At 70.2% G+C, this 13511-nt stretch carries 12 protein-coding genes; 6 read left to right on the top strand and 6 right to left on the bottom strand.

Annotated elements, in window-relative coordinates; translation table 11 throughout:
• Positions 1-48 precede the first annotated feature (48 nt).
• Positions 49-3849 (top strand): AAA domain-containing protein, encoded by a 3801-nt coding sequence (locus ACFVVI_RS28165; RefSeq protein ID WP_387447572.1) that lies wholly within the window; start codon positions 49-51, stop codon positions 3847-3849.
• Between the two features lies 1 nt (position 3850).
• Here ACFVVI_RS28165 and ACFVVI_RS28170 read toward each other — a convergent pair whose 3' ends face one another.
• From ACFVVI_RS28170 to ACFVVI_RS28185, 4 genes are read right to left on the bottom strand one after another with little or no spacing between them, the layout of a single operon-like run.
• The gene (locus ACFVVI_RS28170; RefSeq protein ID WP_379313689.1) at positions 3851-4555 is read right to left on the bottom strand and encodes an ESX secretion-associated protein EspG; all 705 of its coding nucleotides are present in this window, start codon (positions 4553-4555) and stop codon (positions 3851-3853) included.
• The gene (locus tag ACFVVI_RS28175) at positions 4552-5907 is read right to left on the bottom strand and encodes a hypothetical protein (protein WP_387447520.1); all 1356 of its coding nucleotides are present in this window, start codon (positions 5905-5907) and stop codon (positions 4552-4554) included. The genes ACFVVI_RS28170 and ACFVVI_RS28175 overlap by 4 nt, the downstream gene beginning before the upstream one ends.
• Positions 5900-6298, bottom strand: a complete 399-nt coding sequence (locus tag ACFVVI_RS28180; RefSeq protein WP_378993453.1) for a hypothetical protein — start codon at positions 6296-6298, stop codon at positions 5900-5902. Before ACFVVI_RS28180 ends, ACFVVI_RS28175 begins: the two co-directional genes overlap by 8 nt.
• Positions 6299-6316: 18 nt before the next feature.
• Positions 6317-6922 (bottom strand): alpha/beta hydrolase, encoded by a 606-nt coding sequence (locus ACFVVI_RS28185; RefSeq protein ID WP_378993454.1) that lies wholly within the window; start codon positions 6920-6922, stop codon positions 6317-6319.
• Positions 6923-7083: 161 nt separating this feature from the next.
• On the opposite strand from ACFVVI_RS28185, the gene ACFVVI_RS28190 reads away from it, so the two are divergent.
• Positions 7084-7998 carry an SMP-30/gluconolactonase/LRE family protein gene (locus ACFVVI_RS28190; protein WP_387447521.1) on the top strand — a complete coding sequence of 305 codons (915 nt, stop codon included), beginning with the start codon at positions 7084-7086 and terminating at the stop codon, positions 7996-7998.
• Between the two features lie 92 nt (positions 7999-8090).
• Here ACFVVI_RS28190 and ACFVVI_RS28195 read toward each other — a convergent pair whose 3' ends face one another.
• Positions 8091-8894, bottom strand: coding sequence for a hypothetical protein (locus ACFVVI_RS28195; RefSeq protein WP_378993456.1), 804 nt, complete (start codon positions 8892-8894; stop codon positions 8091-8093).
• A gap of 197 nt (positions 8895-9091) precedes the next feature.
• Here ACFVVI_RS28195 and ACFVVI_RS28200 point away from each other — a divergent pair, with 197 nt between their 5' ends.
• Both ACFVVI_RS28200 and ACFVVI_RS28205 read left to right on the top strand, forming a co-directional pair.
• Entirely contained in the window at positions 9092-10264 is a 1173-nt protein-coding gene (locus ACFVVI_RS28200; RefSeq protein ID WP_378993458.1) for an acyl-CoA dehydrogenase family protein, read from the top strand.
• A gap of 9 nt (positions 10265-10273) precedes the next feature.
• Entirely contained in the window at positions 10274-11401 is a 1128-nt protein-coding gene (locus ACFVVI_RS28205; protein WP_378993460.1) for an acyl-CoA dehydrogenase family protein, read from the top strand.
• Positions 11402-11452: 51 nt separating this feature from the next.
• Here the strand turns inward: ACFVVI_RS28205 and ACFVVI_RS28210 are convergent, their stop codons facing one another.
• Positions 11453-12082 carry a hypothetical protein gene (locus tag ACFVVI_RS28210; RefSeq protein WP_387447522.1) on the bottom strand — a complete coding sequence of 210 codons (630 nt, stop codon included), beginning with the start codon at positions 12080-12082 and terminating at the stop codon, positions 11453-11455.
• A gap of 175 nt (positions 12083-12257) precedes the next feature.
• Between ACFVVI_RS28210 and ACFVVI_RS28215 the strand changes: the two genes are divergently transcribed.
• Complete coding sequence (locus ACFVVI_RS28215; protein ID WP_378993464.1) at positions 12258-12617, top strand: hypothetical protein; 360 nt, start codon at positions 12258-12260, stop codon at positions 12615-12617.
• A gap of 53 nt (positions 12618-12670) precedes the next feature.
• Positions 12671-13498: a GNAT family N-acetyltransferase gene (locus tag ACFVVI_RS28220; RefSeq protein WP_387447523.1), complete on the top strand. Its 828-nt coding sequence runs from the start codon at positions 12671-12673 to the stop codon at positions 13496-13498.
• Positions 13499-13511: the final 13 nt, after the last annotated feature.

A 13511-nucleotide genomic window follows, 5' to 3' on the forward strand; every position in this document is an offset into this window, starting at 1 on the left:
GGTGATGGGCGTCGGGTGTGCGTGAACACAGGAGGGCCGCGCTTGTTCGTGTCCGGTGATCGGGTGGTCGGTGCCGTCGGCGATCTCGCGCGCGCGGCGAACTGTGAGTTCGCGGTGTTGCGCGGAATCGACGCCGCTCTCGGCAATCTGCCCGGGGTTCCCGACACGACAGCCCCGCTGGTGCGCGCGGCCGAACCGTCCGCCGAACTGGTCGCCCACTTCGGTGACAGGCTGGTCCGGATCCCGTCGCCCGAGGTGCTCGGTGGCGACGCGACGGCCAGGATCGCGGCGCTGACCGCCGCCGCGGAGCACACCGCGCGAGCGCTGAGTTCCGGCGCCGAGGCGATCTACGGCGCGGTGTTCTTCGACGGTCGATTCGCCTGTGGTGCCGACCTTCTGGTCCGTGGTCGCGCTGGTTACACCGTGCACAGCGCGCTCGGTGAGTATTCGGTCGGCGTTCCCGGCGCGCCGCATCGTGGCGACGGTCGCGGGAACGCGCCGTCGGCGTGGTCGCACGTCGAGGACGCTGCGGTGTCGCCAGGTCCGGCGGGAACGCCTCTGCCGGCACGCGATTCGGCATCGGTGGACGAGGAGTTCAGTAGTTTCGCCGGATCCGGCGCGGTATCTCCTGCCGACAGCCGGGTGCTGCGACGCGAATTGGCCGCGGGCCGGACGCCTTTCGAGCGCGTCGCGGCGTCGGTGCAGGCGATCAAGGTCGATCCGGCTCGTGAATTGCTGAGTGCGCGCCTGGAATTCGCGGCGTGCGCGCAGGCACTCGCCGATGCGGGGATCGGAGTCGATCCCTGCGCGTATCTGTGGACCGCCGAGGGTGTGCGGCGCGAAGTGAGCGCGGAACTGGCGCCGGTGTATTCGGCGCGGCGGGCTCGTGTGGAGCACATCATCGAGGACAAGCTGGCGGAATTGCTGCCGGTCCAGTGGGGTGACCCGCGCTATCTGGCCTGCGGGCGGTGCCCGAGCTGCCGTGCCGCGGCGGCGAATGCGCGAGACCTGCTGCTGGTCGCGGGGATCCGACCCACCCAGCGGGCCAGGCTGCGTGAGGCCGGTGTGCTCACGATCGATCGTCTCGCCACCACCGGTACGCCTGTCCCAGGACTGGCTCCGCGCACGCTGGCGGCCCTGCGTAAACAAGCCGATATCCAGCTCGTCCGCGAACGCACCGGCCGCCCGGCCTTCACCCTGCGCGACGCCACCGCGCTCGGGGCCCTGCCCGCACCGCGCCCCGGCGACCTCGCCCTGGTCATCGACCTGGACCGGCACGGCGCCATGACCGGCCTCGAACTCGCCGACGCCACCACCATCGTCTTCCGGCCGGTCGTTGCCGGTGTGGAGCAGCCGAACAGCGTCGGTTACCGGCCGCGTATGCCCGTCGGTCCGATGGACACCAACGCCGTGGTCTTCGGGCCCGGCGGCGTCGAACCCGCGAACGCGGCGGGCTACCCCAGCGCCGATCCGGCCGAAGCGGACACCATCTCGTTCGGGCGCATAGTCATCGGTGACGACTCGGCCATCGGCGACGACCCGGCGGATCCGCTTGCCGCCGATCCGCGCCAGACCGGTGTCGACGCGGTGCCGCGCAGCTCTCTCGGCCTCGAACACGCGGGCCCGTCGACGCAGGACGGGGGAGTGCTCGAGGAGCTGCTGGAGATCATCGCCGAGCATCGGGCGGCGGATCCGGATGTGCGCGTGTACCACTACGGTTCGGATATTCGCACGGCACTGCTCGATGGGGCGGGCAGGCTCGGCACCGGTGCCGATCTGCTGGACGAGCTGTTGGCCGAGGGCGCGCTGGTCGACCTGGCGCCGATCGTGCGCACGGCGCTGCTGATCGGCGAACAGTCCTATGACGCAACGGGACTCGCCGCGCTGCTGCCGGATACGCCGGGTCGGGCGGCGACGGTTCTGGGCATCCGCGACTGGCTGCTCGACCGCGCGGCCGACGCGGGAATCGCGGTGCCGGGCACCCGGTTCGCCGTGGCGGAATCCGACGTGCCGCCCTCGCTGCACCCCGGCTCGCTGGAAGCGGCGCTGAGCGAGTTCGCCGCGGACGCGCAGGGGGATTCGGCGCGCGCCGCCGCCCTGACGGCCGCGGTCCTGGGCTATCACCGGCGTGAACGGCAGCCGCGCTGGTGGGCCCACATCGATCGGCTCGGCCATCCGGTCGGCGACTGGGCCGACGCACCGGGTGTGCTCGTCGTCGAATGGGGCACCGTCGACACCAAATGGCATCGCACGCCACAGCTTCCGACGATGCGCCGCTACCTGACGCTCACCGGCAGGTTGGGCACGGGCGCGACGCTCACCCCGGGCACCCAGATGGTCACCATCTACGACGGTGCCGCCGCGGCGGGCATGACCCAGACGCTCGGCCGCCGCGCCACCGCCACCGCCACCGTGCTCGGGTGCGCCGTCGACCCGAATTTCGACGACACCGTCCGGCTGGAAGAGCTGCTCCCGGCAGGCTGCCCGCCCTACGACGACCTGCCCGCCGCCATCGCTCCCGGCCCGCCCGACGGGGAGGCCGAGATCGAGGCCGCACTGGAGCACACCGCTCAGGATCTGCTGATGAGCCTGCCGTGGGTGCCGGAGAACGCGGTCTACGATGTGCTGCTGCGTCGCGCGCCCCGGCTGCGCGACGGGATGGCGCTGCCGCAGCCCCACGACGATCTCGGCGCCGTCCTCGCCCACGCGGTCGGCGCACTGGACGCCTCGTACCTGGCCGTGCACGGGCCGCCCGGTACCGGCAAGACCGGCATCACCGGGCGTGCGCTCGAGCGGCTCGTCACCCGCCACAAATGGCGGATCGGGGTGGTGGCGCAGTCGCACGCGGTGATCGAGCGGATCTTCGACGCGGTCGTGGAAGCGGGCCTGCTGCCCGAACTCGTGGCGAAGAAGGACGTCGCCTCGGTCGGTCCGGATTGGTCGGCGATCGATGCCGCCCGGTACCCGCGCTTTCTGGACAATGCTGTCAACGGGTGCGTGATCGGTGGTACCACGGCGGATTTCGTCGACGAACGACTGATCGCGCCCGGCGCGCTCGACCTGCTGGTGATCGCCGACGCGGGCGAATGCTCACTGGCCGACACCGTCGCGGTCGCGGTGAGCGCGCGCAACCTGCTGCTGATCGGCGATCCGGTCCCGGCCAGGGCGCAGGCGAAACATCCGGAGCCCGTGCAGGTCTCGGCCCTGGAATGGCTGTGTGCAGGCGCGGGGACCCTGCCCGTCGAACGCGGCTACTTCCTCGACCGGACCTGGCGCATGCACCCCGCGATCTGCGAGCCCGTGTCGGCCTGCTGCTACGACGGCCGGCTGCGCGCGGACGAGGCCATCACGCTGACAAGGGATCTGGCGGGGATCGCGCCCGGGGTGAGCACGGTGCTCGTCGAGCACCGCGGCAGTGCCACCGAATCCGATGCCGAGGCACGCGAAGTGGTGCGCCAGGTCCGGATCCTGCTCGGCGAGACGTGGACCTCCGACGGCGGAACCCGCAAACTCCACCCACACGACATCTTCGTGGTCGCGCCGTACGCCGCCCAGGTGGCGCGGATCCGGACGCTGCTGGCCCGCGCCAAGATCGAAGACGTGCTGGTGGGTACTCCGGATCGCTTCCGTGGCCGGGAAGCCGCGGTGGTCCTGTTGTCGATGACCACGTCGACCCCCGCCGACGCGCCCTTCGGGATGCGGCCGCTGTTGTCGCGCACCGTCATCCATGCCACGCTGTGCCGGGCTATGTGGAAGGCGATCGTCATCCGCTCACCCCTGCTCACCGAGTACCTCCCGGATACCGCCGAAGAACTCGCGGACCTCGCCGGTTTTCTCCAGCTCGGCTGATTCAGACGCTGCGGAGTAGGCGGCGTAGCCATTCGACGGCGGTGTCGGGGGTGGCGGGGGTAATGTCGATGTGGCGGCTGGCGTGGACCAGGTAGCGGCCGTCGCCGGTGAGGTCGATCCACGACAGCACGCCCGAGGGCTTGGGGTCGGTGCCTGCCGCGACGAGGATCTGGCCGATGCCAGTGCGGGGGCGCTGGAGGAGCCGGCGTATGCGCGCCGCGTCGGACGGGCCGGCGACGGGGGCGGTCACCAGGTCGCGGCTGTCCTCCTCGACCCGGGTCGCCGGTGCCGTGATGCGCGGGGTGAGTCCGGGGCGTTGGGCGGGGAGCCGGGAGAACACCTGGGCGGCAAGACGTTTCGTACTACCGACCTGCACGTGCACCGAACCGCCACGGTCGGCAGCGCTACCGGGATCCTGCACCGCGAGAACCGCGACATCCGCGGTGACCGCGCCGAGCATCCGCACCGGCGCGGGCGCGTGACCACAGACCTCGACCCGGATCTCCGGTTTCGCCAGCACCCGCAGGGCGGCCGCGAGGTCGGCGTCGAGGGTGCGAGCACACCAGGCGTCGAGCGCGGGTTGCTGGGCTGCCCGCTCGACGGTGTCGCGTGCGGACGCACGGACGGCGAGCGGATAGGGGATCCGGTCGCCGTCGGTGCGCGCCCAGCCCAGCGCGAACTGGTCCGGGGTGAAGTGCCAGTTCACTCCCGTTCGGTCCACTCACCGAGCACCGCGGGACTGGTCGGCTCCATCTTCCCGATCAGCGCGTTCACTTCGTCGGCGGGCTCGAGGTAGGTCGGCTCCTCCTCGAGGAACCGCAGGAACTCGTCTTCCTCGTCCTCGAGCTCCTCGGCCACCTGGGCGGGACGCGGACCACCGGAGGGCCGCGTCTGATCCGCGGCGGCGATCGCCCCACCCATCATTCCGCCGATCGCGCCCGCGCCCATCCCGGTGGCGGCTTCGCCACCGGACACCGAGGGATCGCGCTCCTGCCTGCCCTCGCTCGCTGCCTCCGTGGCCGTATCGCTTCCCGTCGCGTTGCCGGCGGCCGCGGTGTTCGCCGAGTGGGTCTCGTCGTTCGATTCGCCGGGGGGCGGTGTCGCGCCGGCGGGTACGGACGTAGTCGAGGTTCCCGCGCGACGGGTTCGGGCACTGACGGACATCGTGCCGGGGAAGGCCGTGGTCGAGGCCGGGGTGGTGGTGCTCACCCTGCTGGCGTTGGCAGGCGGCTGGTTCGGGGCTGTTGTCGCGGCAGGGGCGGTAGTCGCCGGAGTCGTCCCGTTCGCGACCACGCCCGGGGTCGCGGCGGTCCCGTTGGTCGGGAGCGCGCCGTTGCCGGTGGAGAGGGTGCCCGCAGTTCCGGCGACCGGCGCGGATGCGGCGGGCATCGTGGCGGCGGTGACGGTGGCCGGTGTCGTCGCCGACGAGACGACGGCGCTCGCCTGCGGAATTCCGGCCGGGAGAGCGGCACCCGACGCCGTCGCAGCGGCGGTGACAGTTCCTGTCTCCGTGGCGATTCCGGTGAAGGCGGGTACCCCGGACCCGGTCGGCAGGAAGGCTCCGGCGTAGATCGTCTCCATCGCCTGCACCGCGTCGAGGCGGGCGTTCTCGGCCTCGCGGGTGATGGTGGCGTTGTTCGCGGCCTGCTCGGAGTCCAGGAGCGCGGCCGCCGGATCGGGCTGTGCCCCCTCGGGTTCCGCGACCGCGGAGCGCAGGGACTCGGCGGCGTCACCGGCCTGGCTGAGCCGGACGCCGACCGCGGTCAAGACATCGGCGATGCGCCGACCGGCCTGCTCGAAGTCGCGTACCGCGTCGGCGGCCTGCTGGGCCGCCGCGCCGCGCCAGCCGTCGGCGATGGCGGCACGGATCTCACCGTGTGCGATCTCGACGCCGTCGCCGAGGCCCGAGGCGGTGGTGAGGAACGTCTCGCCCGCGCCTGCCAGTGCGGCTGGATCGAGTTGCCTTACCGCACTGTGAATGTCGGCATGGGACAGGTTGTCGAAGACTTCGACGACGGAAACGTAGTCCACATCGGTACGGCCGGAAATGCTACGCATCGCCATCACCGGGAACCTCGATCGCGGCGACCGCGCCCGCCAGTGCCTGATCGGCCTCGCGGAAGTTCGCCCCGGCGGCGCGGAACACGGCGGCCAGGTCACGCGCGGTGCTCGCGTAGGCGCGCAGTTCGTCGAGTGCCTCGGTGGCCTTGGACTCGAAACCGGTGCGCAGGGCGCCGCCCGAGGGGAGACCACCGAAACCGGGGATGACAGCGGTCGCGCTGAGCGCCCGCACCTGGGCCTCGACCTCATCGGCCAGCCGTTCGTAGCGCAGCGCGCAGCGCTCGGGCGCGCCGTCGGCGACGAGCACCCCGTCGATCCACAACCCGCCCTCGTCGACGGCTTGGCCGAGAGCCGCCGTATTCGGCAGCCCCGTTCGATTCGGTTGCACCGGTTCCCCCTTCGTCGTTCATCGCACCGCGGTGAGTACCCACTCCGCGATATCGGCCGCCACGCGGTGCTGCACCGGTTCGTGCAACAGGTCGTGTCCGGCGTCGGCGTACTCGCGCAAATCTACCGATCGGTGCCGTGCTGTCCATAGCCGGATTACATCGACGGGTGCGCGCCGGTCGTCCACGCCGTGCACCGCGAGCAGCGCGAGACCGGGCTCCGGCGCGATGTCGGCGACGCGGCGCGGAGTACCACACAGGATGAGTCCGGCCAGGTCAGCGGAGTTTTCGTGGGCGAGGTGCACGGCGGTCACGGCGCCGAGGGAGTGCCCCATCAACACCGGCGGGTCCGGGTGATCGGCGCGGACGAGTTCGAGAAATCCCCGCGCGTCGGCGGTCAGCTCGTCGATGGTGCCCGGCGCGTCGGGATCGCCCTCGCTCAGTCCCTGCCCCGAGGTGTCGAGGGCCCACAGCTCGATCCCGGCGGGACGCAACGCCGCGGCGAAGCGGTGATAGTGGCCGCTGTGCTGACCGGTACCCGGCAGCAGCGCCAGCCGCGCCGCCGGTCGGTCGACGGACCAGCACCGGCAGTGCAATCGTCCACGCTCGCTGTCGAAATAGGGCACCTGTCGATTATCGCTGTTCGGCCGATCGAATTGTTCTGGGAGACAGCACTAGTACGTGGTACCCCGTGATGGGAACCGCAGGTGACGTGGGCTGCACACGGTGGGCCCGCAGCCGTTAGACTTCGCGCGTCGAACCGGGTCAACAGAGTCGAGGGTTACAGATGTTGTCGTTCCGTCGTTGCGTCGTCCGTGTTGTGGTCGGTGCGGCTGTCGTGACCAGCGCCTCGCTCGGTTCCGGCGCCGTCGCGGGCGCCGCCCCGCTGTCCCTGTGCGGACAGGCGCGCCAGGACGTCGCGATCAGGTCGAGTGTGCCGCTGCTGGACTGGTCGGAGAACTTCGGCATCGACGCCCAGGGTGACCTGTGGGTTTCGCGGGTCATGCGCGGCGAGGTCCAGCGCTACGACCGCGACGGGCGCCTGACCGCCACGGTGGCCGTGCCCTCGCCCGGTGCCGTCCGGCTCGGTCCCGACGGACTGCTGTACGTGGTCACCGGTAACTCGCCGCTGGCCGGCTCGGGCGGCATCGTCCGCTTCGACCCGGCGGCCGCGCGCCCGAACCCCGTCGCCTTCGCCACCGGCTTCCCGCAGCCCAACGGTGCCGCCTTCGACGCCGACGGCAATCTGTACGTGACCACCGGCAACGGACTCCACCGCCTGCGCCGCGACGGCAGCGAGGACATGGACTGGTGGTCGGCCGTCAGCATCGAGGGACCCAACGGTGTTGTGGTGTCGGGTGACTCGGTCTACGTCACCGCGAACTTCGTCGGTGCGGGTGGACCCGTCGGTCGCGTACTGCGACTGTCCCGTACCCACCCGGGCGCGGCGACCACTGTCGCCGACCTGACCTCGTTCGGCACACTGCCCGATTTCGTCGATGACCTGGTTGTGCGCGACGGTGCCCTGTACGTCACGACGCTGGCCGGGCACCTGGTCCGCGTCAACCCGAACACCGGCACCGCGTGCACCGTCGTCGCCACTCAGCCGCTCACGGCCGTCGTCGCCGACCCGTCCGACCCGTCGGCGCTGCTCGCGGGCTCCGAGGAGGGCACGGTCCTGCGCATCCGCCCGATCGGCTGACGCGACCGTCGAGGTGACCGGCGCGCGGAACCGGGCCGCCGTTGTCCGGTCGGCGAATTCGTCCGCCGGCCAGGGGACCTACTGAACCCGGCTCAGCCGCCGACGTTGGTCGCCGCGGGCGGGGCCGGGGGAGCGGGCACCGGGGCGGGCTGGGGCGTTTCGACCGGAGCGGGCGCCGGGGCCTTCGATGTCGGTGCGCTCGAGGAGGATTCACCCGAGCCCGGGCTCACGGCCTGCGGTTCGGGGGCCGGCGGTGCCGCGGGGGCTTCGGGGACCACCACCGGCAGATCGGGCACGACGAACGTGCCGACGGTCGGGGTCATCACGCAGCGGGCGCCCGCGTAGTCGATGGTTCCCCACATGGAGGCGACCACGGTGCCCGCACCGCTGTGCACCGTCTTCGACAGTGACGGCAGATTGAACTCGGTCTGGTCGTCGAGGCCGACGATGCCGCTCTGACCGTTGTTGACGTTGACCCACGCGACACTGAGGCCGGAGGCCAGCGGAACGCCGGAGTGGCGCGGGCTCGCGCTGAAACGGATATCGCCCGGCGTCAGGCTCGTCGCGGTGCGCGGGCCCGGCCCTTCGAACGACGCCGCGGCGATGATCGTGGTGATCGGGCCATTGCTGCCGCAGCCGAAGGTGGGGGCCGCGTAGGTGAAGGGGGTGAACTGCGTCGAGATGTCACGCAGGGCGTCGACGCCGACGATGCCGGTGAAGCTCGCGATCGCGCCGACACCGGCCTTCGCCGTGGTGTCCTCGCCGGCGAGGTGGGTGAGGTGGCCGATCGCGTCGTCGGTGGGCGACGCGATCGCGCTCGGGGCCAGCAGGGCCAGCGCGCCGATGCTCGCGGCGGTGACGACCGCTGCTCTACCTGCGATGGATCTGCCGTTCACCCGTGACTCCTCGATGGATGCTCGTCGCCGGATAGTCCGGTTCGTCTGGCAACGTACCAGGTCGTCGCGCGGGTCGCCGAGCCGCCGACAGCGCGGCGGGGGCCGCTGGGACAGCCATCGTGTGTGATGTAGTCGACACCGAGGATTACCGAAGGGTAGGTTTCTCTTCGACGGCTACGAGTGACTGGGAGACCCGTATGAAGTTAGCCCTGTCCCCGGAAGAGGTCGCTTTCCGCGACGAGCTCCGGCATTTCTACGCGACCGAGATCCCCGCCGACATCCGCGATCGGGTGAAGCACGGCCAGGATCTGTCCCGCGAGGACATCGTCACCGCGAACAAGATCCTCAACGACAACGGCCTGTGCGTGCCGAACTGGCCGGTGGCCTGGGGCGGCAAGGACTGGACGCCGATGCAGCGCCACCTCTGGCTCGACGAGATGCAGCTGGCCTCGGTACCGGAGCCGCTCACGTTCAACGCCTCGATGGTCGGCCCGGTGATCGCCCAGTTCGGTTCCGAGGAACTCAAGCAGCGCTTCCTGCCGCCCACCGCCGCGCTCGACATCTGGTGGTGCCAGGGCTTTTCCGAACCCGACGCGGGCTCGGACCTCGCGTCACTGCGTACCACGGCGGTGCGCGACGGCGACTCCTACATCGTGAACGGCCAGAAGATCTGGACCACGCTCGGCCAGTACGCCGACTGGATCTTCTGCCTCGTGCGCACCGACCCGAACGCGCCGAAGAAGCAGGCGGGCATCTCCTTCCTGCTCTTCGACGTGAAGTCGCCCGGTGTCACCATGCGCCCGATCAAGCTGATCGACGGCAGCTACGAAGTCAACGAGGTGTTCTTCGAGAACGTCCGGGTGCCCGCCGATCAGCTCGTCGGCGAGGAGAACCAGGGTTGGACCTACGCCAAGTATCTGCTCGGCAACGAACGCACCTCCATCACCGGCGTCGGCAAGACCAAGGTCAAGCTCGGCCTCGCGAAGGATTACGCCCGCGCGACCAGGACCGGGCGCGGCACGCTGCTCGACGACCCGGTGTTCGCGGCGCGGCTGGCCGAGCTGGAGAACGAACTGCTCGCCCTGGAACTGACCCAGTTGCGGGTGGTCTCCAATTCTGTTGAAGGCAAGCCGAATCCGGCGTCGTCGGTACTGAAGCTCAAGGGCACCGATTTGCAGCAGGCCGCCACCGAACTGCTGCTCGACGTCGCGGGCGCCGACGCGCTGCCGGTCGACGCCGACAACATCGCCTCGCCCGCGTGGGCCCAGCACACCGGCCCCGGCTACCTGAACTACCGCAAGGTGACCATCTACGGAGGCTCGAGCGAGGTCCAGCGCTCGATCATTTCCTCCACGATCCTCGGATTGTGAGGCGCTGACATGGAACTCGCACTGACCGAAGAACAGACGATGCTGCGCGACACCGTGCGCGAACTGCTGCACCGGTTCTACGACGGCGAAGCCCTCACCAAGAGCGGCGACACCGACCCCGGCTGGAATCGCACGGTCTGGAAGCAACTCGCCGACCTCGGGGTGCTCGGGCTGACCATTCCCGAGGAGGACGGTGGTGTCGGCGCGGGCCCGGTCGAGGCGATGCTGGTGCAGGAGGAGCTCGGTCGCGCGCTGGCCCCGGAACCGGTGCTCGACTCGGTGGTGATCCCGGCCGAACTGCTGCGGCTGGCAGGCAGTGCCGAGCAGCGTCAACGGCTCTTGCCCGCGCTGGCGGAGGGAACCATCCTGCTCGCCTTCGCGCACGCCGAGCCCGGCCTGCGGTGGCCGTCCACGGAGCTCACCACCACCGCGGTGGCCCAGGGCGACAACTACGCGCTGACCGGTGTGAAGAATCCGGTGTTGCGCGGTGATGTGGCCGACGAGGTGATCGTCAGCGCACTGCTGCCCGGCGGCGGGACCGGGCTGTTCCTGGTCGACCCGAATCAGGATGGCGTGCAACGACGGTCGTACCGCACCTTCGACGGTCGTCGCGCCGCCCAGTTCGACTTCGACAACGCGGCGGGCCAGCTGCTCGGTGACGCCGTCGACGCCGCCGAGCAGATCGCCCTGACCCAGGGCTACGCGCAGGCGGCGCTGTGCGCGGAGTCGGTCGGGGCGATGGAGGTCGCGCTCACGCTCACCACCGAATACCTCAAGACCCGCAAGCAGTTCGGGGTCACGCTGTCGAAGTTCCAGGTGCTCACCCAGCGCGCGGCGGACTGCTACGTCTCGCTGGAACTGGCCCGCAGCATGAGCCTGTACGCGACGGCGGCGCTGGCCGACGGCGGCAACGATCCGGTGGTCGCGTCACGGGCGCGGTTGCAGGTGGGGAAGTCGGCCGAGCACATCGGCCAGGAGGCGATCCAGATGCACGGTGGCATCGGCGTCACCGCGGAGTACCCGGTGAGCCACTATGTCGCCCGGTTGACCGCGATCGGGCAGACACTCGGTGGGGCGCTGGAACATCGGCGGGAACTGGCCGACCGGATCGGCGAGTACGACCTGGTCGAGCTGTAGCTTCGTCGATGATGGTGCGTGCCCGGGGTTCGGGTGCGCACCATCGTTGTGTCAGCCCTCGGCGGTAGTGGGGGCCGGGGTTGCGGTGGTCGTCGCCGCCTCGGTGGTCGTCACCGTGGTCGGGGTGGCGCCGGTGTCGGCCGGGACGACAGTGGTCGGGGTCGCGCGGTCGAAGGCGTGGGTCGGCGGATAGTCCTCGGACGCTTCGTCATCGCCCACGCGGGGCGGGGTGACGGTTCGGGTGGGGTTCTGCCGGGTGGGGATCTGTGGCCGGGTGGTCGTCGGCTCGTCTTCGGTGGTCTCCGGCGGGCGCGTCGTCGTCTCGGCGGGCCGGGATTCGGTCGTCGCCTCGGCCGGGCGGGATTCGGGCGCCGGTTCGCCCTCGGGCGGTGGCGTCTCCGACGGCGAGGTCTCGGTGGAACTGAGGCTGAACGGCTTCCGCGGCGACATGTACGGCGCGATCCGCCAGCTGGGCGACGGCGGGATCGGGATGTGCACCGTGGTCGAGGTGGGCTCGTCCGCCGACCGCGCGGGGGCGGCGGCCAGGTCCGCGCTCAACGGCGGCGCCGGCACGTAGACATCCTGCTGCCCGACACCGCACGCACCGATGATGATCAGTCCGAGCGACACCGCGCCAACAGCGACTGCCGGACCCACGAACTTGGCCCTGCTGTTATCCATCGCCTGTTACTCCTCGTCGGCTTCGAGATCGCCTCACAGTAGTGCAGGTCGGGCAAAAGAGCGCATTTTAAACGTTAGTGGTCCAGATATCGGATTGATCAATTCAGCGTGTCGTGGGGACGTGTCGCGCGCGTTCGACGTCGCCGAGTCGTAGCGTGTGTGAGCAAAGTTACGCATGAGACGTCCGGCAACGTTACCCCTGACGCGCGAGGTCGCGCGGCGCAAGTATCTGATCGGCGTCATCGAGGAGAATCTCATGGGAGCACTCTCGACACCCCGGCTGGAAACCGCGGCGGCGAACACCGATTCGGCCACCGTCGGGCATCTTTCGTCGACACCGCCCGGCAACCGCACCCTCGCGGTGGTCGCGCGGATCATGGGCTGGTTGTTCTTCGTCGGCGGTCTCGTCGGCGCCGGCCTCGGGATCGCGGGCCTGCACGTGGAGATCACCGTCGCCGGGCTGATCCTGGCCTGTACGGCTGGACTCATCTTATTGAAGCTGCGCACCGATCGGGACATCCCCGAAACAACCTGAGACACCTCATAATTCGAATGCGGTCGCGGGTGTGACGGCTTACCGTCGGTGTGGTGCGCATCGACATCACCAGCGACGCTGCCCGGTTCATGGACGACGTGGAACCGTTCCTTCGCCGTGATCCGCTGCGGCACACGGTCATCGCCACCGTCCTGGTCAACCTGGCCAACGGTAGGTCCGGCGGTTTGTCCACTCGGTTCCTGAGCATTCGCGACAACGCCGGTCAGATCGTCGGCATTGCGCAATGCACCAATGGCGCCGCCTACCTCGGCGAGGTACCCGCGCACAGTATTTCGGCGGTCGTAGACGCCTTCGCCGCGCATGCGATCGCGCTGCGCAGCGTCGAGGGCCACGAGGCCGACGCCGTCACCTTCGCGACGCGGTGGTCGAAGACCACCGGTGGCAGCTACCGCATCCGGCACTCGGCCAGGCTGTTCCGCCTCGACGCCCTGCAGGTGCCCGACGCCCCCGGAGCCCCCAGACAGGCCACCGTCGACGACGTGGCCACCTGTATCGCGATGGTCGAGGACTTCGGCGTGGAGACCGGCGCACCCCATCGCCTGGACGAGACGGCGGTGCGCCGGCGAATCGAGGCCGGAAGCTCGTGGTTGTGGGAGCACGACGGCACGCCGGTCACCCTGGTCGCGCGGCAGCCCGCCGTCCTCGGCTGGGCCAGGATCGGCCCGGTCTACACACCGCCGCGGTTCCGGGGCAACGGCTTTGCGAGCGCGCTGACAGCGACGGTCGCCGGTCGGATTCGCGCGGAAGGCGCCGATGTCTGCCTGTTCACCGACCTGGCCAATCCGACCTCGAACAAGATCTATCAGCGAATCGGCTTCGAGCCGGTGCGCGACTTCGTGCACTACACACTGACCGCCTGATGGGCGCGGACGC

It is taken from the genome of Nocardia sp. NPDC058114, assembly GCF_042884695.1.
In the GTDB taxonomy this organism is placed as follows: Bacteria; Actinomycetota; Actinomycetes; order Mycobacteriales; family Mycobacteriaceae; genus Nocardia.